The sequence below is a fragment of the Shewanella psychrophila genome (genome assembly GCF_002005305.1).
GTDB classification, from domain to species: domain Bacteria; phylum Pseudomonadota; class Gammaproteobacteria; order Enterobacterales; family Shewanellaceae; genus Shewanella; species Shewanella psychrophila.
The window spans coordinates 253,076-275,986 of record NZ_CP014782.1 but is presented as its reverse complement, the minus strand read 5'-3'; the positions used below and the strand labels follow the sequence as shown (position 1 = coordinate 275,986).

At 46.4% G+C, this 22,911-nt stretch carries 15 protein-coding genes; 7 read left to right on the top strand and 8 right to left on the bottom strand.

Translation table 11 applies throughout. The annotated features are described in order from the left end of the window. The first annotated feature begins 5 nt into the window (after positions 1–5). From sps_RS29190 to sps_RS01220, 3 genes are all read left to right on the top strand, one after another. Complete coding sequence (locus sps_RS29190) at positions 6–4,157, top strand: methyl-accepting chemotaxis protein (RefSeq protein WP_418346708.1); 4,152 nt, start codon at positions 6–8, stop codon at positions 4,155–4,157. Positions 4,158–4,311: 154 nt separating this feature from the next. Then, positions 4,312–5,148 (top strand): CheR family methyltransferase, encoded by an 837-nt coding sequence (locus sps_RS01225; RefSeq protein ID WP_077755510.1) that lies wholly within the window; start codon positions 4,312–4,314, stop codon positions 5,146–5,148. 72 nt (positions 5,149–5,220) lie between these two features. Continuing rightward, positions 5,221–6,261, top strand: a complete 1,041-nt coding sequence (locus sps_RS01220; protein ID WP_077750818.1) for a protein-glutamate methylesterase/protein-glutamine glutaminase — start codon at positions 5,221–5,223, stop codon at positions 6,259–6,261. Between the two features lie 48 nt (positions 6,262–6,309). Here the strand turns inward: sps_RS01220 and sps_RS01215 are convergent, their stop codons facing one another. Beyond that, positions 6,310–7,371, bottom strand: coding sequence for a polysaccharide deacetylase family protein (locus sps_RS01215; protein WP_077750817.1), 1,062 nt, complete (start codon positions 7,369–7,371; stop codon positions 6,310–6,312). Positions 7,372–7,392: 21 nt separating this feature from the next. Here sps_RS01215 and sps_RS01210 point away from each other — a divergent pair, with 21 nt between their 5' ends. Further along, positions 7,393–8,730: an MATE family efflux transporter gene (locus sps_RS01210; protein ID WP_077750816.1), complete on the top strand. Its 1,338-nt coding sequence runs from the start codon at positions 7,393–7,395 to the stop codon at positions 8,728–8,730. Between the two features lie 261 nt (positions 8,731–8,991). On the opposite strand, the gene nfuA is transcribed toward sps_RS01210, so the two are convergent. Beyond that, positions 8,992–9,570: a Fe-S biogenesis protein NfuA gene (gene nfuA / locus sps_RS01205; protein ID WP_077750815.1), complete on the bottom strand. Its 579-nt coding sequence runs from the start codon at positions 9,568–9,570 to the stop codon at positions 8,992–8,994. Positions 9,571–9,821: 251 nt separating this feature from the next. On the opposite strand from nfuA, the gene sps_RS01200 reads away from it, so the two are divergent. Continuing rightward, entirely contained in the window at positions 9,822–12,368 is a 2,547-nt protein-coding gene (locus sps_RS01200) for a M14 family zinc carboxypeptidase (protein ID WP_077750814.1), read from the top strand. A gap of 228 nt (positions 12,369–12,596) precedes the next feature. Here sps_RS01200 and sps_RS01195 read toward each other — a convergent pair whose 3' ends face one another. After that, positions 12,597–13,373 (bottom strand): ComF family protein, encoded by a 777-nt coding sequence (locus sps_RS01195; protein WP_077750813.1) that lies wholly within the window; start codon positions 13,371–13,373, stop codon positions 12,597–12,599. A gap of 37 nt (positions 13,374–13,410) precedes the next feature. On the opposite strand from sps_RS01195, the gene bioH reads away from it, so the two are divergent. Then, a complete protein-coding gene (gene bioH / locus sps_RS01190) occupies positions 13,411–14,196 on the top strand; it encodes a pimeloyl-ACP methyl ester esterase BioH (protein ID WP_077750812.1) in 786 nt (261 codons plus the stop codon). Positions 14,197–14,274: 78 nt separating this feature from the next. Continuing rightward, a complete protein-coding gene (locus tag sps_RS01185) occupies positions 14,275–14,784 on the top strand; it encodes a hypothetical protein (RefSeq protein ID WP_077750811.1) in 510 nt (169 codons plus the stop codon). On the opposite strand, the gene sps_RS01180 is transcribed toward sps_RS01185, so the two are convergent. The 5 genes from sps_RS01180 to sps_RS01160 all read right to left on the bottom strand — a co-directional run bounded on the left by sps_RS01180 (position 14,781) and on the right by sps_RS01160 (position 22,545). Continuing rightward, complete coding sequence (locus sps_RS01180) at positions 14,781–16,835, bottom strand: LTA synthase family protein (protein ID WP_077750810.1); 2,055 nt, start codon at positions 16,833–16,835, stop codon at positions 14,781–14,783. The two genes, sps_RS01185 and sps_RS01180, sit on opposite strands and share 4 nt — an antisense overlap. 308 nt (positions 16,836–17,143) lie before the next feature. Further along, positions 17,144–19,495 (bottom strand): Tex family protein, encoded by a 2,352-nt coding sequence (locus sps_RS01175; protein WP_077755509.1) that lies wholly within the window; start codon positions 19,493–19,495, stop codon positions 17,144–17,146. Between the two features lie 231 nt (positions 19,496–19,726). Then, positions 19,727–20,638 (bottom strand): class I SAM-dependent methyltransferase, encoded by a 912-nt coding sequence (locus sps_RS01170; RefSeq protein ID WP_077750809.1) that lies wholly within the window; start codon positions 20,636–20,638, stop codon positions 19,727–19,729. Beyond that, a complete protein-coding gene (greB, locus tag sps_RS01165; protein WP_077750808.1) occupies positions 20,631–21,116 on the bottom strand; it encodes a transcription elongation factor GreB in 486 nt (161 codons plus the stop codon). The genes sps_RS01170 and greB overlap by 8 nt, the downstream gene beginning before the upstream one ends. 109 nt (positions 21,117–21,225) lie before the next feature. Then, the gene (locus tag sps_RS01160; protein WP_169915646.1) at positions 21,226–22,545 is read right to left on the bottom strand and encodes an iron-containing redox enzyme family protein; all 1,320 of its coding nucleotides are present in this window, start codon (positions 22,543–22,545) and stop codon (positions 21,226–21,228) included. Positions 22,546–22,911 lie beyond the last annotated feature (366 nt).

The following is a 22,911-nucleotide window of genomic DNA, read 5'->3' as shown; positions in this document are numbered from 1 at the left end:
AACGAATGGAATCACAAAACTCCAACCTATCAAATGTAAACAGCTTACCAGTAGCCGGATTGGTGGTCAGCATCGTTGCATTAGGGTTATCATTTTCAGGACAAGCAGGAAGCTGGGTTGCAGCAACCCAAATTCTTGCGATAGTACTTATAGCCGCTGGCGTTATCAAGTTCAACCGCTGGCATAAGATGTTTGAACAAGCATTAACCGAAGTCAGTAATGCCTTGATCAGCAATGAAGCGCCTAAATTTTCAGACTTATCTTTGCCTGGCTGGGAACTTCTTACTAGCCGAATAGATGAGTTATATCAGAAGCGTCAGCGGGACGAGACGGCGCTGAAGGCATTGGATATCTGTAACGCCAACGTCATGATGGCCGATGCGGATCACAATATCACCTACCTCAATGACTCGGTCAACGTCATGATGACCAAGAATGAGAAAACGCTACAGACCGAACTCACCGGCTTCGATGTGAAAAAGCTGGTCGGACAGAATATCGATATATTCCATAAGAACCCGGCGCACCAGAGACGCATGATAGACGGGTTAACCAGCACCTATGAAACCACCATCCAGGTCGCAGGCCTTAATTTTAACCTGATCGCCAATCCTATCTTCAATAATGGTGTTCGTACCGGAACTGTGGTCGAGTGGGAAGACATCACGGCTAAACTCGCTCGTGAGGCCGAAGAGAAGCTGCAAGCCGCCGAGACTAGCCGTATCAAGCAAGCTCTTGACGTATGTAAGGCCAATGTCATGATGGCCGATGCCGATTACAACATCATCTATTTCAATGAGTCGCTCACCGAGATGCTCACCGAGAACGAGAAGACACTACAACAAGAGCTTAAAAGCTTCGATATGAAGACCCTGTTGGGTGCTAATATCGATATTTTCCATAAGAATCCGGCTCACCAGCGTGGCATGCTAGACAGACTCACCAGCACTTACGCCACCAGCATAGAGGTCTCGGGTCTCACTTTTGATTTAATCGCCACACCGGTATTCGATAACGGTGAACGTACGGGTACAGTGGTAGAGTGGCAGGATATCACGGCTAAGCTAGCCAAGGAGAAAGAGGAAGCGCAGCAAGCTGCCGATACAGGACGTATCAAGCAAGCATTGGATGTCTGTAAAGCCAACGTCATGATGGCCGATGCAGACTACAACATCATCTACCTCAACGAATCTCTCAATGAGATGCTCAGCGAGAATGAACGCACACTTCAGGAAAGTTTGTCCAAGTTCAATATGAAGACACTATTGGGCACTAACATAGATATCTTCCATAAGAACCCGGCTCATCAAAGAGGCATGCTTGACAAGCTCACCAGCACTTACGCCACCAGCATAGAAGTCTCGGGACTCACTTTCGATCTTATCGCTACCCCAGTATTCGATAACGGTGTACGTACGGGTACCGTTGTAGAGTGGCAAGATATCACGGCTAAGCTAGCCACAGAGAAAGAGGAGGCGAAACAGGCAGCCGATACTAACCGTATCAAGCAAGCACTGGATGTGTGTAAGGCTAATGTCATGATGGCCGATGCCGACTACAACATCATCTATTTCAACGACTCTCTCAACGAGATGCTCAGCGACAATGAGCGCACGCTTCAGGAAAGTTTGACCAAATTCGACATGAAGACTCTGATGGGCAGCAATATCGATATTTTCCATAAAAATCCAGCACATCAGAGAGGTATGCTGGACAGATTGACCAGTACCTACGAGACCAGCATAGAGGTCTCGGGGCTCACCTTCGAGCTTATCGCCACCCCAGTGTTTGATAACGGTGAAAGAACAGGAACCGTGGTCGAATGGCAAGATGTCACCGCTAAGCTAGTCAAAGAAAGAGAGGAGCAGGAACAAGCCGCCGAGACAGGACGTATCAAGCAAGCATTGGATGTCTGTAAAGCCAACGTCATGATGGCCGATGCCGACTACAACATCATCTACTTCAATGAGTCTCTCAATGAGATGCTCGGCGAGAATGAGAAGACCCTAAAACAGAGCCTGAAGAAGTTTGATATGAAGACTCTTATGGGGAGTAATATCGATATCTTCCATAAGAACCCGGCTCACCAAAGAGGCATGTTGGACAAGCTTACAGAAACCTATGCAACCAGCATACTAATTTCCGGGCTCACCTTTGAACTCATCGCCACACCGGTATTCGATAATGGACAGCGCACCGGCACAGTTGTGGAATGGCAAGATGTCACCGCTAAGTTGGCTAGAGAGAAAGAAGAGAAACAGCAAGCCGCCGAGACAGGTCGTATCAAGCAGGCGCTGGATGTGTGTAAGGCAAACGTCATGATGGCCGATGCGGACTACAACATCATCTACTTCAATGATTCACTCAACGAGATGCTAGGTGAGAATGAGAAGACCCTGAAAAAGAGCCTGAGTCGCTTCGATATGCGCACCCTGATGGGTAGTAATATCGATATCTTCCATAAGAATCCGGCTCATCAGCGTGGCATGCTGAATAGGCTCACTGAAACCTTCGAAACTAACATAGAGGTGTCAGGCCTCACCTTCGGTCTAATCGCCACCCCAGTGTTCGATAATGGAGAGCGCACGGGTACAGTTGTCGAGTGGCAAGATTTGACCGACAAGCTAGCGCGAGAAGCCGAAGAACAACAGCTAGCAGCAGAAAATGCCCGCATCAAGCAAGCACTGGATAATGTCTCCGCCAATACCATGGTGGCAGATGCCGACCTTAACATCATCTATATGAATAGTGCCGTTGGTAACATGTTCAGAAATGCACAATCTGACATAATCAAAGATCTGCCTAACTTCGATGCCAATAACCTTATCGGGGTTAATATCGATGACTTCCATAAGAATCCTGCCCATCAACGAGGCCTGCTAGGTGGACTCACATCTACCTACTCAAGCCAGCTATTAGTTGGAGGGCGCACCTTCAAGGTGGTGGCTAACCCAATCAAGGATGAAAACGGCGAACGGATAGGCACAGTTGTTGAATGGACCGATCGTACGGCCGAGGTTGCCATCGAGCATGAGATCGACACCATCATCTCATCGGCAGCAGCCGGTGACCTGAGCCACAGAGTCTCCACCGAGGGTAAAGACGGCTTCTTCCTCAACCTTTCTAACGGCCTCAACCGTTTAGTGGGGATCGCAGATAACGTCATCTCGGATGTAGTCAACATGTTCGACGGCTTAGCTAAGGGGGATTTGACCCGTCAGATAAATGGAGAATACGAAGGTCAGTTCGGTAAGCTGCAAACAGATGCCAATGCGACGGTATCAAGACTCACCGAAGTCTTAGGTGGCATCAACGAGTCAGCCAACACAGTGACCTCTGGCGCCGAAGAAATAGCACAGGGCAATGCAGACTTGAGTCAACGAACCGAAGAGCAGGCCGCGTCGCTGGAAGAAACTGCGTCCAGCATGGAAGAGATGACCGCGACTGTAACTCAGAGCGCTCAGAATGCCACCTTGGCCAATGAACTGGCCCAGGAAGCTAACTCCAAGGCCGAACATGGCGGTAAAGTGGTCGAACAGGCTGTCTCAGCTATGGAAGCCATCAACGATTCGAGCAAGAGGATATCCGATATTATCGGGGTTATCGACGAGATAGCCTTCCAGACTAACCTACTTGCGCTTAATGCCGCAGTAGAGGCTGCAAGAGCGGGCGAACAAGGACGCGGCTTTGCTGTAGTTGCTGGTGAGGTTCGTAATCTTGCTCAACGAAGTGCTGGCGCCGCTAAGGAAATCAAAGAGCTTATCCGTGACAGTGTGGGCAAGGTTACCGATGGTACCCAGTTAGTGAACCAATCCGGTGAAACCCTGGAAGATATCGTACAAGCGGTCACTAAAGTCGCCGACATGATAAGCCAGATAAGTATCGCCTCGGATCAGCAGTCTTCCGGCATTCAAGAAGTCAACAAGGCCATCTCTCAGATGGATGAAATGACCCAACAGAACGCCGCACTGGTAGAGCAAGTCTCGGCAGCAGGTGAAGCCATGGCCGATCAAGCCAGAAATATGAAGACCCAACTTGGCTTCTTCCAGACGAGTGGAAATACCAGCTCTGGTATGGCATCAGCGCCACTAGCCTTGGTCTCGGGAGATACCCATGGCAATCTAAGTATCAGTAAAGAGGAGTGGAATGAGTTTTAACGACTGAGCTTCACCACTGCTAGAACTTAATACATAGACAGGCCTTGTTTTCATGCAAGGTCTGTCTATGTCCTATATAGGTAGCTTATTTATTACAAATGATTTCAGAACGGAGGTATCGGCATTGGAGATCATAGACGAAAAGGAATTTTCTATGACAAAGCAAAACTTCGATTTTATTCAAAGTCTTGCCTACGAAGAGACGGGAATCGTTCTTCCAGAAAGAAAGAAACATATGGTCTATTCCAGGCTCAGCAGGCGCCTGCGTCACCTGGGACTGAAAAACTTTAACCAATATTGTGAGCATGTACAGAGCGAACCTAGCGAGTTAATGAATTTTGTTAATGCGCTAACCACTAACCTAACCGCCTTCTTTCGTGAAGAGCATCACTTCGATTATCTGGATAAAGAGATAGCACCATTATGGAGAAGACGACGCAACAAACGTTTACGGGTCTGGTCTTCAGCCTGCTCAACTGGCGAAGAACCCTATAGCATAGCCATGACACTGGCAGATCATTTTGCCGGAGCCGAATGGGATCTAAAAATACTGGCCACTGATCTCGATACGAATGTACTTAACAAGGCGGCTAAGGGGTGTTACTCAGAGGAAAGCATCACTGGTTTGCCGGATCGATACCGAGAAAAGTATATAAAGATGACGCCAAATGGTATCCAGATGAAACCAAGTATCCAAAAGAATATCCATTTCAAACAGCTCAATCTGCTACAGAAATGGCCCATGACAGGTCCATTCGATGTGATTTTTTGCCGTAATGTGCTCATCTATTTCGATAATGAAACCAAGGCCAAGATCATCGCTAAATTTAGAAAACTGCTCGCCCCGGACGGGCTACTCTTTATCGGACATTCTGAAACTTTAACTAATTTATCTGATGAATTCGAGCTCATTGGCCAAACCATATATCAGCCACTACAAGGCGGTCATGCCAAGGTCCATGGAGAGAGAAAAAAAGCCCTTACTGGCTAAAACAACAAGCAAGTTTATGGCTATAACGGTTAGCCGAAGCCAGAATGCAGATTAGACCACGAGGATTAAACTATGATTAGCGTGTTAGTGATCGATGACTCACCACTGGTAAGGCAACTGCTCAGCCATCTGTTAAACGATGCCGACAATATTAAGGTTGTCGCCACCGCAGAAGATCCCTATGAGGCGCGAGATCTAATCAAGAAATTCAACCCGGATGTACTGACCTTAGATATTGAGATGCCCAAGATGGACGGCATTGCCTTTTTAAGAAACATCATGAAGCTCAGACCTATGCCTGTGATCATGGTATCGACCCTGACGGCCAAAGGGGCCGCGATTACCTTAGAGGCTCTCTCGATAGGCGCCGTAGACTTTATCTCTAAACCTAAATCTGATCTCACCAACCAACTCATGGGCTATAAGCAGGAACTCATAGACAAGGTTCGCCTTGCCTACAAAAGTAAGGCTCGCCCTAAGTCCCTATCGGCCCCAAGAATAAAACCACTCAGTGGTGAGATGTTCAGTAACAGGCTTATAGCTATTGGAGCCTCGACTGGCGGAACCGAAGCAATTCAGAGTGTGCTCATGCGAATGCCATCAAATACCCCCCCTGTGGTAATCGCTCAACATATTCCAGCGGCATTTAGTGCCTCATTTGCTAAACGTCTAAATAATAATTGCGCGATGAAAGTCATTGAAGCTCAGGGAGGAGAACAGCTCAAACCGGGCACCGCCTACCTAGCCCCAGGCAGCAAACACATGATAATCGAACGTAAAGGCGGCTTACTCTTCACCAAGCTCGTCGACAGCGACCCCGTTAATCGCCATAAGCCTTCAGTGGACGTACTGTTTAATAGTGTCGCCGAGTCTGCAGCCAAATCGACCATAGGTATAATCCTGACTGGCATGGGTAAAGATGGTGCCAAAGGCCTACTTAACCTGAAAGATAAGGGCGCTTACACTATAGCCCAAGATGAGGCTAGCTCTGTAGTATGGGGCATGCCCGGCGCAGCGGTAGATCTAGACGCACACCACGAGCAGATGCATCTGGATAAGATTCCACAAAAATTATTATTTCTGTTGAAAGCGGAGAATTGTAAGGCTAGTTAAAACATGAGTTCCTAGGCTCCAGAACCTAGGAACTAGGATCTTGCTTCCCTATTCCTTTCTCCATGACCCATCATCCTTGGGGCGTACCCAGGCTTGAGAGAACCAGTAATAACCGCTCTTTGTTTTACTAGGCACTGTGCAATTATATCTGGATCTTCCAGGTGGCACATCGAACTCGGCACGGATAGAAAATTCATTTTCACTCAACCAGAGAGGCTTCTGAGCCCCTTGCCCCTGAATGAAACACATCATCTGATGTGGATAAATATCATTCATATCCAGAGTAACCCTGAGCTCGGGCCGCCAATTTCCACCTTTAAGTTCGGGATCGTTAGGCGTTATCGATAAGACTGGCATATTCAGGCTGTGCATTTTTACTTTAAGGCTAGCGAGATCGGCATAGACTCCCGCGACAGGAAAACGCGGCAGCGCTGTCAGAGACGAGTAGGCCCCGGCAGCACCTGACTGCTGACCTAAGCCGACGAAGCCATTGCGGCTCAGCATATCCTCGAGAGCCTGATTATATTCACCATAGGGATAAGCCAGCATCTTGTGGTTTTGCCCTGTAGCATGACTAATTTCAGCTTCTGTCTTGAGAATATTAGTCTCTATACGCGACATCCAATGCAGTTCTGATTCTCCAGCCAACTTGCGAATAAGATGCTCATGTCCCCAGCTATGATTGGCTATTTCCGCCCCCTCTTTAGACAATTCAATCAGCTCTTTCCAGCTCATCATCTCACTGTATTTCGCCTTAATCGGCTCAATCGAGACAAATAGCGTGTAGGGAAAACCGTATTCCTTTAAGATGGGGTGCGCCGTCTCGGCAATACTCTTGTAGCCATCATCGAAGGTGATCACCACAGTATTTTCCGCTATCGGCTTCTGGTTTCTAATCGCGTCCACAACTTGAGACAATGGCGTCACGATAAAGTCATTATCGGCCAAATACTGCATCTGCTCCTTAAATTGAGTCGGTGTCACGCTAGTGATAGCCGGGGTATGCTCCGACACATGGTGATATTGTAAAATCACCGCAGCTCGAGCCGTGAAGGCCTGCAACGATAGACTGAATAACACCAGAAGCGTTATCAGGATATTCTTAAACATAATTAGAACCTCTGAGATGATATGACCCCTGTCGAATTGATCCGTAATAAACAGAAAAACAGACAGCTACTGGCACTCGCCCTGCCCATGATATTGTCCAATATCACAGTGCCTCTACTGGGTCTGGTAGACACCGCAGTAGTTGGTCACCTAAGTAATGCCTATTACCTAGGTGGCGTCGCCGTTGGGTCAACGATTATCACCTTAATTTTATGGATGTTGGGCTTTCTTCGTATGGCTACCACTGGACTCGTTGCCCAGTCTTATGGTGCCGGAGACACACAAGCCCAATATAAATTACTGCTGCAAGCTGGCAGTTTAGCGCTTATTTTAGGGTTAAGCGCCGTACTTCTGCAACTCCCCATTCTCAATACAGCCTTGATGCTCACCGATGCAAGCCTAGAAGTACAAAGATATACCCGTGAATATTTTGAAATAAGGATCTGGTCGACCCCCTTCGCCCTGCTCAATTTAGTGCTATTAGGCTGGCTACTGGGCAGGCAACAACCTAAGGCCGCCATGTGGCAATTAATCGTCGCCAACTTAGCCAATATCGGCCTAGATCTACTGTTTGTCCTCGGCCTGGGCTGGGGGGTTAAAGGGGCAGCACTTGCTTCTGTATTTGCCGATATATCCGGTTTTCTGGTCGCCTTGACTATGGTCTACAAGCAAGTTCAAAAAACTGGTGGCTTCGATTTTTATAAGCTTTGTAAGAGCCTCAACTTAACTAGCTATCATAAACTACTCAGCCTCAATGCCGACATATTTGTTCGTAGTCTCTGTTTGCAGATCGCCTTCGCCTTTATGACATTCCATGGTGCGAGTTTGGGCGACAATACAGTCGCGGCCAACGCCGTGCTGCTCAATCTTTTACTACTAATCAGCTATGCCCTAGACGGCATTGCCTATTACGCCGAGGCCGAAGTAGGTAGGGCTTATGGTCAAAAAAATAAGACATTGATGAGAGAAACCGTCACTCTGGCCTGGCTGTGGTCGGCCATCTCCGCGCTCTTATTCACCTTAGTGTTTGCCTTCGGTGGAGAAAGCATCATCAAGATGCTTACAAACATTGAAGAGGTACGCTCGGTCGCCAGTGAATATCTATTTTGGATAGTGCTTCTGCCTATCCTCTCCTTCGGTTCTTACCTCTTCGATGGCGTCTACATCGGAGCAGCCAAGGGAAAGGTGATGCGCAACAGTATGATCATCTCGACTTTTGGCATATTTTTCCCCGTCTGGTTTGTCATGCAAGGCAGTGGTAATCACGCACTATGGGCTGCCATGAGCTGCTTCATGCTAGCCAGAAGCATAACCCTGACACTACATTATCGTTATAAATTGAGAGATGAAGGGTTTTAGTTAATAAAGGTATGAAAGCTAAGATGACGGCCTCCGACCTATCGCTTTGCGGACGGCTGCGTCTATTCGACGGGCTACGCCCTATTAGAGCTAAGTCGTCTTAGTACCATCATCGTAGCGTCTTCTCAGCCCCAACAGCGCAGCGTCATCTTGGCATTAGCCACTGACATAAAAAAGCGAGTAGGCAATCAGCCAACTCGCTTTTTCGTACTCTTTATAACCTAGAACAAGGGTCTTACCCCTCGAATCTAGAAATGCCCTTTACTGATACGAATGATCGCCAGCCTGGTGCTCGGTAATGTCTTGAACACCTGTTAGTTCGCCTGGAAACATATCGAGTAACTGCTTCTCGATACCATCTTTTAGTGTCACGTCGACCATTGAGCAACCATTACAACCGCCGCCAAACTGCAAGATAGCCACGCCTTCTTCAGACACTTCCATCAGCATTATGTTGCCACCATGGCTTGCGAGTTGCGGATTGATCTCAGACTGAATCACGTATTCGATACGCTCGTTAAGTGAAGCATCACTGGAAACTTTACGCATTTTAGCATTAGGTGCTTTAAGGGTTAGCTGTGAACCCAGTTGATCGGTAACAAAGTCGATAGTCGCATCTTCGAGGAAAGGCGCGCTCTTCTCATCAACCATGGCATTGAAGCCATTAAACTCTAACTCTGTGTCGTCGGATTCGGCGGCATCTGGTGGACAATATGAAACGCCACATTCAGCAGTAGCAGTACCAGGACTGATTACAAATACACGAATATGAGTTCCTTCAGGCTGATCTGCTAACAAGGTAACAAAATGAGCCTGAGCTGCATCGGAAATGGTGATCATTAAGACATGCTCCGTCTGGTAAAACTTGACTGTTTTAGTAAGATATAGAGGTATGATACTCCGACTAAGGGCAGCTTTGTAGTCCCTTTGTAAATTGCTTTGCTCTTTTAGAGGATGTAATGGAGGATTTTTTTATTCAGGTAAGGATTATTTTTCGACATTTTCTAGGTTATCACCTAGCGTTAACAGTGGCAATAATTAACACCAACTGATAATTTAACCTTATATTACAAGTATAAAGAAAACTATATATGTTGAAAATTGGCCTATTCCTGCTGATCTTATTCTGCTCTTTGAGTCTGAGTTATCCTGTCAAAGCAGCAGACCCACAAAGGGTGATCTCGATCTCAAATTCAAGTTTAGATCCTGTGATCACATCGCCGGAATCCTTCTTAGGCTACCCATTAGGCCAATGGCACCTGCGTCATGACCAAGTAAATTATTACCTGAAACAACTTGCCAGCGACAGCGCCAAAGTATCCATAGAGCATACAGGTCAGAGCCATGAAGCCAGACAACAACTCACTGCCGTAATTACCTCTAGTAAAAACCAGGCAAATCTGGACGATATCTTGAAACTGCGTCAAACCGTTAAATCTGGGGCGACACAGCAAGGCCCCTTAGTTATCTGGCTGACGTATTCCATTCATGGGGATGAGGCCAGTGGCGCACATGCCGCCTTGACCCTCAGCTACTTTCTAGCCTCCAGCCGAGATGAATGGGTTGAAAACTTGCTCGATGAAGCCGTTGTTTTGATCACTCCGAGTCAGAACCCGGATGGTATGGATAGGTTTTCAACCTGGACCAATAACTACCGTGGCCAGACCGATGTTAGTGATAGCAACCATAAAGAACACAAGCAAAATTGGCCCAACGGCAGAACCAACCACTACTTCGCCGATCTTAATCGTGATCTCTTGTTTCTCAGACATCCGGAAACCCGAGGTAGAGTAGCCCTGTTCCATAAATGGCAGCCTCACTATGTGGGAGATTTTCATGAGATGGGCCGGGATAGGAGTTACTTCTTCCAACCAGGGGTTCCATCGCGCACCAATCCTGCTACCTCCAAGACCAATCAAGCTTTGACAGAGAAGCTGGCTCACTTCCATAGAGCAGCCCTAGATGATTTAAAGCAGAGCTATTTCAGTCGAGAGGCGTTTGACGACTTTTACTATGGAAAAGGCTCGACTTATCCGGATATCAACGGCTCAGTTGGCATTTTATTCGAGCAAGCTAGTCCCAGAGGACAAGTACAAATCACCCAAAATGGCGAATTGAGGCTCAGCCAAGCCATAAATAATCAAATCGCCACCTCTATATCTAGCCTAAAAGGCAGCCTGGCATTAAAAGATGAGCTGATAGAATACCAGAGTGAGTTTTATCAAGGCCGTGACAAAAAACTGCAACGAGGACGCCAAACCGGCTTTCTTCTTGGTGCTCCAGCGAACCGAGAGCGTATTGAAGACCTCAGTCAGCTGTTAACCCAACACAAGATAAAATTTTACTATCTTACCGAAACCGTTCATCAAGGAAGTCAGGATTTTACAGCCGATAGCAGTGTGTTTATTCCTATCAGCCAGCCCCAGAAAAGTCTTGTTTTAGCCCTGTTTGATAACAGCACAGAGTTCGAAGATCCAACATTTTACGATGTCTCAAGTTGGAATCTAGAACACGCCTATCATCTGCAGATGGTACGCAATAGTAAGTTGGATATCGATGTTCTTTCCAGCCAAGCTACGACTAAACCCAATTTCCAAATGAGTGGACACGCCGTAGCAGTACTAATTAATTGGCAGCAAGATTTGGCAGCCCCTATGTTACAGGCCTTGTTACAAGATAATATAACTGTCAAATTTGCTAAGAAACCTTTTACCATTGATCTAGCCGGAGAGGCTCATGCATTTCCTGCAGGCACCTTACAAGTTCCACTGAAACAAACCAATTTTTCGGTGGATGAAATTAATAGCAAGCTCGTTAAACTAGCCGAACAATATCCTTTGACCTTGCATTCCGTCACCACTAGCGCCTCTATATCTGGTATAGATTTGGGCAGCCCTAGTTTCAAGGTCATAGCCCCCATAAAACCTCTATTAATAACGGGTCGAGGCACAGATGCCTCCGAAGTAGGCGAGCTGTGGTATTACTTAGACCGTAAGTTAGCAGTGCCAGTAACTTTAATCGATGCAAGCCAGATTTCCAGAGTAAAATTAAACCGATACACACATGTGATCATGGCCGATGGAACTTACTCATCTTTAGACAAAAGCTTTGCCAGAAAATTAGGCCAATTCGCCACAGATGGTGGCACAGTGATCGCTCAAAAAGGTGCGTTAACCTGGTTAAATAAAAACAACCTGCTCAAGAGTGACATCAAGGGAAAACGTTTCTATAAACAACTATTCGATAGCCGAGGTTTAAGCTATGGAGATAAGGAAAAGCTCGCCGCACGTCAATCCATAGGCGGTGCCATAGTGGAATTGACACTCGACCCCAGTAATCCGATAAACTTCGGTATCAGGGGAAATAGGCTACCCGTATTGAAAAATAAGGCTATTGGATTAACCACCAGCTCATCTCCCTTTACTATCGCGGCAAAATACGCCGATGAACCTCTGCTAAGCGGCTATCTCGCCAAAGAGTATCAAGCGAGTTTCGCTAATAATCCAGCCATAGTTTTGGAACCCTTAGGCAAAGGTGCCATAGTCGGTTTCGCCGATGACTTAATGTTCCGCAACATCTGGATAGGCTCAGAAAAAATATACGCTAATGCCCTCTATTTCGTCCCCGCATTGAATTAGCAGAAGGCTCTAGGAACTGACATATTTATAATTATTTCTCCAGTCCTATCACGACAAGGGACGTTGGTGGCAGGGACGCCACGCCGAGCTCACAGGGATGTGCTAGTAGCGTACCATTGGATTGATAGGACATCCGCATGCTGCAGGCAATAGATTAAACTAAACTCTTGAACAACAGCAAGCTGACAAATATTTACAATCTCAAATTTTACTTAGGTTAATTCCAACCTAATCTAAGAGTCCTGGTGCTTCAGCTCTCGCTAAACACCATACCTGCACATGAATATGTCGCCTCTCGAATAAAGAGGCTATCTCTTTAGCCGTGGTTCCCGTTGTCACTACATCATCGATCAAGGCTATGCGCTGATATGGAAAATCATCATGTAGATGAAAGGCATTTTTAAGGTTTTTACGTCTCTGTTTGCCAGTTAAACCGGCCTGAGACTGAGTATCTAAACTTCTCACTAATCCATGAGTTTCAATGGGGATGTTGAGCCGTTTGCTAAGAACATCGGCAATTATCCAAGCCTGATTAAAGCCACGAGCCTTAAGCCTCTTCTCATGTAGCGGTACAGGAACTAGGACTTGGGGACGTTCAATTAACCCTGCCATTTCCAGTTTATTTATACGCATAATCAAGGCCGTAGATAAGGCGTCTAGTCCCGCGAACTGAGCTCGATATTTTATCAAACCGACCCATGGACCTAAGCCTTGATGATAGCTACAAGGTGAGATAACAAGCAGGGGTTCACTAGATAGACAGGCACCACAATAGCGAGATTGGAACTGTAAACTGCGCCCACAGCCTAAACACACTGGCTGTTGGTAGAGACCAGAATGTAAACATGTAAAACAGATCCCACTGCCAGGAGGAATCACGCTTTGATGGCACATAAGACAGCGATTGGGTAAACTTGCTGCCAGCCACTGCTTCACGCATACGACGCCTCTCTGTAGGTTTTTCTCTCCATAATGTTTTAGTCTAGTGAGCTTAGCTATTTTCATCAATTTCCCACTAAAGTTTCCATTAAGAGGTAGATAAGTGAGTCAAGCACAACTACATATAGAGTCTATAGGCCCTGAATCTGCCCCTGAAATAGTCATGCTTCACGGCTGGGGAATGAACAGCGCAGTCTTTACGCCACTGCATCTGTCTTTGTCTGAGTATAGGGTGCACTATGTGGATCTGCCCGGCTTTGGCCATAGCTCGGCCATAGAAGGCGATATTGATGATTGGCTAGGGGTCTTGATATCACAGCTCCCTGACAAGGCAATCTGGGTAGGTTGGTCTCTTGGAGGACTCCTAGCTACATTAGCAGCATTAAACTATCCTGACAGAATCAGAGGACTGGTGACCATAGCTTCATCCCCCTGCTTTATGGCCAGAGAAGAGGAGAAATGGCCGGGGATCTCACCCCAAGTCCTATCCCAGTTTAGTGAATCCCTGCATAAAGATCTCGGTAAAACAATTGAACGATTCCTGGCGATTCAGGCAATGGGTAGCCCAACGGCGAAAGAGGATATCAAGCAACTGAGAAACTTAGTACTCGCAAGGCCACTTCCAGACTCCCGAGCTCTGTATCAGGGATTAACTATGTTGGAATGTGTCGATCTCAGACCTAGGCTAAATCAGATTGACCTACCTTGGCTAAGAATATGGGGTAGGTTAGATGGGCTAGTTCCCAGACGAGTCCCCCCCCTCATGCCAGTGAATGACCCACTTTACCAAGATGTCATACTGGCTAAGGCTTCTCATGCCCCATTTTTCTCTCACACAGATGAATTTTTAACTGGTTTTTTGAGCTGGATAGAAGAAATTTCAAATTAAGCCCTCAACGAACACACAGAGCTTTATCTTTAACCTAACGAAGGTTATTATTTAACCACAATAGTTAAGGAATTATCTATGTTAGTGGTCACAAACTATCCTCAGGTACCAATAGCGACGACAAATCCCGCTACCGATGCCGCGCGCGTGGATAGCCAACAAAGACCGCCTATCGTTCCTACGCCAGAACTAGTCAAGAGCCACGAAGAACGCCCTTTTACACCACAACACGAACGAACAGCTGAACAGCCTGAGGTTCAAGCTAGGCTCAATGAGCGACTACAAGGTAAACACCAAGGTAGTGGGCAGCAACAAGAAGATAAACAGCAAAAAGAAGCAGAGAAGCCGACTCTAGCAGCCAGCTTACCCAGAGCTCCTCTCCGAGGAAAACCCGCACTAAACAGGCGTGATATTCGTATTGCCCCACAGTCGAACCCAGTCAATAATCACAACCAGGACCAGTCTAAAAAGAGTGAGCTAAAAAGCCAACCCAAGGAGTTTTATCAAGCGGTTGCCCTACATATAACTAGCTTCTATCAAGAGCAGGCTCTTCCAAAAACTGAACCTGCTATCTCCTCTTTTGTTTAACGCAGTAACACTTCACTCGCTTGGCTAGTCGTATTATCTTTCTCATCTTCCAAGACCAGCTGCAACTTAGCACTATCCTTATCTTGCTTAAACGCTAGCCTCTCTTCCTGTGAAGCACTTCTATACAGGCCTTTTTGATAAGCCATACTGCCCCATAATGCCCAGGCGAGCGCTGCTTGCTTCATCTCATCGGCTTGAGGTTGTGCACTAAGAGTTTCAGCATCGAAGTCATATTTGAAACCAGCAGCTTCACGCTCGGGCTGTAACACCACGACATCATCGCCTCGTAAATAAGCCATGTTTTTATCATATTGCATCAAAGCTCGCCCCGGCCAGTCATCTCTGACTCGAGTCAAATCTTGCCCTAGCATGGGATAGCTGTCGGATATGCCAATCATAGATAATAAAGTCGGCGCCATATCAATTTGGCTCACCACTCGCTGGTCTTTCTTTGGCTCGACTCCATCCCCTAAGATAATTCCAGGGATCCTGAAGCGGGAAATAGGTACTAAACTTGCGCCGCCTACACGACTATCGTGATCTGCCACGATTAAAAATAGCGTATCTTTCCAGTAATCTGACTTCTTGGCTAACTTGAAAAACTCTCCTACAGCATAATCCGCATATTTAACCGCATTATTCACAGTCTGTTTAGGCTGCTCATAAAGTTCAACCTTGCCATCGGGAAACTCGAAGGGTTCGTGATTACTCGAGCTAAATACTAAACTGAAAAATGGCTTTCCCTCTTTATGGAATTGTTTAAATTCCTGATCTGCACGGCGAAGAAGATCTTCATCCGATACTCCCCAGGAAGCCACAAAAGACGGGTCATCATAATCATTTTCATCGACAATATTACTGAAACCATTGCCAAGGAAAAAGCTCTTCATATTATCGAAATGACTCTCTCCACCATAGATAAACTGAGTTTCATAGCCATGGCTTTTCAATAGTTCAGCAATAGAGAAGAATCCCTGTTGGCTCTTACCTAACTTAACCACCGAGCGTGCTGGTGTAGGCGTAAAACCAGTAGTGATGGCTTCGATGCCACGAACCGAACGTGTTCCTGTGGCGTAAAGATTTTCAAATGACCAGCCTTCCTTAGAAAGCACATCAATATTTGGTGTCAGTGGAAGGCCACCTAGATTTCCGACGAAGCGCGCCCCCAGACTTTCCTGCAAGATGATCACTAAATTTTTAGGCTTTCCCTGGTAACTAGCAGGATTAAAAGAAACACTAGGCGCGGCCTCTAACGGGAACGCACTTAGATCTCGGCCACTCTCTCGCCTGATTGTATCGATTATTTTCTGCTCATCCATTCGGCCATAAATCTTAGCGGCATTAGCTTCATTACCCATCTGATTGATGGCAAAGAAAAGAGAATATGCTGAGTTAACGACTAGAGAATTAACCAAAGGATCATCGGCAAAAGCAACCATAGCCGGATTAAGCGGTCTATGGCCCAGACTTGATCTTGCCCCGGCTAACGTCACAACAATCACGGCAACAGCGATAACCGGGCGCCAGTACCAGCGGGAATAGGTGAGATCTCGCAGCAGGTAACCGCTGAGCTTCCAACCACCAAGAAGAGTTGCACCGCTGATCAAGAAACCTAAGATCATCTCAAACTTACGTCCGCCCCAAAGCATTGAAAGAACTTCTTTAGGATAAATAAGGTATTCGATATAGAGACGATTTGGACGAATGCCATATTCCTGAATAAACGAGGGAGATGAGACTTCCAGAAATAAAATTAGCCAGAGGCCAAGTGTCAGCCAAACTCGTAATATCGTGTTCCAACCTCGTCCAATAGCGTGATCACCAGAAAAAATGGCTGTGCCAAGCGCAGCGATGCCCCATAACCAACATAAGGTAGCCAGATCCACCCTTAGACCCTGAAATAAGAGATGCGACCAGCCATCGACGGCCGAAACACGTTCGATTTGCCAAAGTCCCAAGCCGATACGGCTCACAGTGACGATAATCAATGCAATTAAGCAGAAACTTAAAATGGATCTAAAGGGACCCAAAAAGGAGAAGCGAAAGGCCATAGAGTACCCAAAGTTATTCGAATTTTTAAAATCCAAAACTCTTAGTCTAGAGTTATGGAGTGGTCCCTGCGCTTATACTCTATATAGAGTGTCCATGATGACTTTCACTCTCTTTGAAATGATAGCCAAGTATTAAGACTAAGCCCAATAACAAAAGTTCACATTATTACTCATAATAATGAAACACCAAGAATACAATTGAGTCACCCCAATAGTAGGTTAGCGGAAGGAATGTAAAAAAAATGTCGAAAGAGAAAACTCTTCCGACATTAATGTAATACCAAATGGCAAAACAACTCACTTATGTATTATTTTTTCAATTTGGCAAAGGCATCGGCAAAAGCATTACCCATGGCGGCATTAGCTTGCTTCGGCTGAGATTTTTGTTGAGTTCTGTGCTGAGGTTTTCCTTGTGGCTTCTGCTTACCGCCTGAATTAGGCCTTTGAGCCGCTCTCGGCGCGGGTTTATCACCGGCCTTTTCATCCAAGCGCATGGTGAGAGCGATACGCTTACGCTCCACATCGATTTCCATCACCTTCACTTTAACTACATCCCCGGCCTTGACTACCGTATGGGGATCACTGACAAATTTATCGGTCAGAGATGAGATATGTACCAAACCATCCTGATGAACACCAACATCCACAAAGGCACCGAAGTTAGTCACGTTGGTCACCACACCTTCTAGGATCATATCAGGCTTAAGATCTTTGACCTGCTCCACGCCTTCCTTAAATGTGGCCGTCTTGAACTCACCACGTGGATCTCGGCCCGGTTTGTCTAGCTCGGCTAAAATATCGGTCACAGTAGGCAGACCAAATTTATCTGTGATGAACTCTGCCGCCGACAGGTTACGTAGTAAATCGGTATTGCCCACTAAAGCCTCAACCGCCTGTCCCTTAGCCTTAGCGATCGTCTCAACCAGTGAGTAGGCCTCGGGGTGAACCGAAGATGCATCCAGTGGATTATCACCATCGAAAATACGCAGAAATCCCGCAGCTTGCTCATAAGCCTTAGGTCCCAGTCTTGCGACCTTCAATAGCTGTTTACGCTGGGTAAACTGACCATTTTCATCTCGATACATAACAATATTACGGGCCAAGGTCTTATTGAGGCCAGCGACTTGAGCTAATAACGGCGCAGACGCCATATTCAGATCGACACCGACACCGTTCACACAATCTTCCACTACACCTTCCAGTGACAAGGAAAGCTGACTCTGACTAACATCATGCTGATATTGGCCGACACCGATAGACTTAGGCTCAATCTTGACTAACTCGGCGAGCGGGTCTTGCAGTCGACGAGCTATAGAAACGGCGCCACGAATGGACACATCGAGATTCGGAAATTCGTTGGCAGCTAGCTCGGAAGCCGAATAGACAGATGCCCCGGCTTCACTCACCATGATCTTAGTGAGTCTTGGCAGCTCAGCTTTAACGCTAGCAATCAATTCACCAGCCAGCTTATCAGTCTCTCTCGAAGCCGTTCCATTGCCCACGGCAATCAGCTCAACTTTATGCATTTTGGCAAGGTTAGCTAAGGTGCGTACCGACTTATCCCACTGATTTTGCGGGGCATGAGGAAAGATGGTCGAGTGTGCCACGAGTTTGCCTGTATTGTTAACGATAGCGACCTTAACACCGGATCTTAGTCCGGGATCTAGCCCTAATGTAGTTTTTGCTCCCGCCGGCGCAGCCATCAGGAGATCCCCAAGGTTTCGAGCAAATACATTTATCGCCTCGGACTCCGCATGCTCTCGCATCTTAGCGACAAACTCAGTTTCCATCTGCAGCGCTATCTTAATTCGCCAAGTCGCTGTAACTACAGTTTTCAACCATAAATCGACATCGGCTGTGCCAAGGTTCAATTTGAAGTGTTCGGCGATGATCACCTCACAATAACTACCTTGCTTAGACTCGTTACCCGGATCCGCATTCATGTTTAACGTCAGCATGCCTTCATTGCGACCACGCAACATGGCTAAGGCACGATGAGAAGGTACCTTACTGAGTTTTTCCGTGTGTTCGAAATAATCGCGGAATTTAGCCCCTTCTTTCTCTTTTCCTTTTGCCATACGGCTTTCGATAACAGAGTTTTGGCTGAGGTGTTGTCTCACTTTCTGCAACAGGGAAGCATCTTCGGCGAAGCTCTCCATCAAGATGAAACGCGCCCCATCAAGCACAAGTTTACAGTCTGAAAAACCTGCTTCTGAATTAATATATTTGGCAGCTTCTTGTTCAATATCGGCATTTCGGTTATTAAGCAAGTGATCGGCTAAGGGCTCGATGCCAGCTTCTCTGGCAATCTGGCCCTTAGTGCGACGTTTAGGCTTATAGGGCAGATATAGATCTTCTAGGCGCGTCTTACTATCAGCCTCGAATAACGCATGTTTGAGCTCAGGAGTCAGCTTACCCTGAGTATCTATGCTGGAAATGATCACATCACGCCTGTCATTCAAGTCACGTAGATAACTCAACCTGCTGTTTAATGTACGCAGCTGAGTATCATCTAAGCCTCCGGTCGCTTCTTTACGATAACGAGCGACAAAAGGCACTGTTGCACCATCATCGAGTAGAGAGATTGTCGAACTGACTTGCTGCTCGCGGACATTGAGTTCCTGAGCAATGATCTGGGCAATATTTTGCGTCATATGCATAAAAGTATTGTCGTGCCTGGATTGAAAGAATCTGATGATGCCAAGATACCACAGGCTAAGGTGTGCTTGCATGTGAAAGCTACACAGATAATCGATCTCGTGATCGGACATTCATTTTATCGAAACCTGACCGCAACTTTTAGACTATATAATTTAACCTTGGGGAGATTAAGCCGTTACTATCGAATCACTCAGGAGAAAAGAATGTGCGGCCATATTGTAGGATAAGGATTACAGAGAACATTTTCTTGCAAGTACGGTATGCTCAGGCATACCTCTTCGATTAATCAGCACCTCAAAACCATGTCGATTTAAAAGCTGTTCGATGTCTTGCTTATGCCAGGCGGGGACAAATGGCTCATAGACATGATGAGCAAGCCACTTAAAATAAAGGCCGGTAAAACCATTCCCTTTAAACATCTGCCACCAGCCAGATTTGAACTGTATCGATGAAGGCTCACAGATAGCCAACAAGCCCCCAATATCTAACACTCGGTGGCACTCATCCAGTGCCAAATCGATATACTTGGGCGGCATCTCGTGAAATAAAAAACTCGCAGTAATGCCATCAAATCGTTTATCGGAAAACTTAAGATCTTCTGCCAAGCCTTGAACAAATTTAACTTCTGGATAGGCTTTAGCCGCATGTTTTAGTAGATAAGGTGAGGGATCTAGTCCCCAAACGTCTGCGATATCTTCATCCTTTAGCGCCGCGGCCATCTGGCCACCAGCGCAGCCAAGATCTAAGACACGTTCACAGCCGCGAAACCAAGTGGCGATCTGTTTTCGAACAGGCTTCATCTTTCCCAACATGGTGCCATCGAACGCGCTGATATAGCCTCGGGTAATATTATTGGAATAGTTACCGTTAGGTATACCGTGAAACTCCTGCTGTAGATATTTAGGCAAGGTCTCTTTACCCAATATTCCTTGAGGAAAACTATCTGGAATATCCGCCCGACCATTGCCCTTCTTAAATAGGCTGCGAAATAGTCTGCCCACATTAGTCCGGGTCTTAAAGTTGATCTCATCGGCCCAGGTGCGAGGCAGGTCAATATTCTGCCAATCTAAGATTAAAGGATCGGAACTAAGCTCATCTATGTGAACTTGGAGTCGCTCGTCCGCCACCTTAGGCTCATTCATCCTTAAACGCCTTATATTGAATCTTATTCACGTACCATTCCTTGGCACCCGAAGGGGTTTGTACCACGATTTCATCATCGACTTGTTTACCAATAAGCGCACGAGCCATGGGCGAGTCAATGGTGATGTAACCTAGCTTAGTATCCAGTTCATCCTTGCCGACGATACGATACTGCACCACCTCACCCGCCTCATTCTCAAGCTCAATCCAAGCGCCGAAGAAGACTTTCCCCTCTTGCTGAGGAGAGTAATCGACTATGTTAAGTTCTTCGACACGTTTCACCAGATAGCGAACCCGACCGTCTATCTGACGCAGCAGACGCTTGTTATAGGTGTAATCAGCATTCTCAGATCTATCACCCTGAGCCGCAGCTTCCTGCACCTTCTTGGTGATCTCCGGGCGATACTCTTTCCAAAGGTATTTAAGCTCCTTGTCCAGAGCCTGCCAGCCTTTACGGGTGATTAATAACGCTTTCATTTTCGATCTCTTTTAAATCTATCGAACAACATCACATGATGTAGCATGTCGCCAATTATCACTTATTCGATGGAAAAAGACTACTCGGGTCACACCAAAATTAAACTCTTCATTGACCAACTTTCACCATCAACTCCTCCAGACCAAACAGCTCCTTAGTTTGCGGATTGAATACTTTCGAGAATACCTCATCATGATTAAGGAAAGCCTTAAACTCTAAGGCATTGCCCGAAGGGTCCAAGATAAACATACTGGCATGCTCACCGGGAAGTCCCTTGAGCCGTATATGAGGAGCATCTTGAAATTCATAGCCGCTGAGCGTGATCCGCTTAGCCAATTGAGACCAGGTCTGCCTATCGAGATTGATACCGAAATGGGGGATCTGTACTGATTCACCATGAAAATCGGCCTCGAAGAAGTCAAAGATATGGGATGCGCCTTCAGGCGTGGCATGCAGCACCAGATGGTGACCATAGAAGTTGACATCGAGATGATGCTCGGTGGCACGCCCCTCCTTCGCCCCCAATACATCACAATAGAATTCTTTAGCCGCCGACAATTCATGCACTGGAATCGCCAGATGAAATTGAGCAATTGCCTCTGGTACCCGCGCTTGCTTCAGCCCTCTTTCCTCTGCGCCCGATAAAACAGAAGGCATTAACCTAAGATCTTCTACCGAAGCACTGGCCTGGCCCAGCAAAGAATCGGCTGGGTTTTGGTTGAATATATTTTCCCAGAAAGCGCGCCAGGCATTCATGCTCTCGTAATAACCTCGGCCAAGATCCACCAAACAAGCAGCATCTTGCGACACCAGCTCTTCATGGATCAATTGACGTGTGTGTACCCTGTGTTCAATATCATGCTCTCCGATATGCAGCTCCCAAAATTTCCAATCGATCTTTGAAGTCTGCTGTTTTATATAAGGGTTACGCATCATATATTCATAGAGTTTAGCCAGATATATCTGGCAGGTACATTCTCCCCCCATCCCCCGAAAGCCAATCCCATAGACATGGGTCTGAGCCGGATCCATCAGTTTTCTGCGTGCATTCTCGAGCAAAGTCAGATTATCAGCTAGGGCTAAACTGTCGAAATCTGCATCATTAGCCCCCAGGCTAAGTAAAAAATCATCATAGAGTCGGGTGTGTGCTTTAAGCGGGTCTCCATAGCCAAGCTCATCGGATAAGATATCAGCCAACAGACTCCTGAGCCTGCCATCTTTCAGGCGGGCAATCAGTATCGCCAGATCGGCAACATAATATAGAGTGAAGAAACGATATTGAGTCAGAATGGAGATAAGCTGTTGCGGCGATGCAGTTTCCAGAGCAGAAAAAAGAGTTTCCGCATGTAACAAGCTTTCATCTTGTAGTTGGTCTGCCTGTGCCCAAAACTCATCCACACCTGCAAACTTCAGTGATTCGATATTCATCTTGATGTTCCTTCTAGGGTCTAAATCCATGGGGTGCAAAGCACCGATCAAGAAGCCTGCAACTGCTGTAGTCGTCGCATGTGAGATACAGCGGGTCTCTGGCCATATTAATAATCTAGTCGATAACAGGCACAAGTGCCTCAGAGCGTGGAGGAATAGCGTTAGAGAAAGTTAATAGCAAGCTTGGCAGGTACTCAGACTTTATGATTTGAAGGCTCAATAAATCGGCCTAAACACAAGAGGAAGTTTTTCGACTCCAATTTGTTACAAATTTTACAACTATAATAGGAAATAAGTAATAAACATTTACTTTCAATCGATTACATCCACTTTTGAGGGCAAGAAGCAAGGTAACATTTGGGTTAT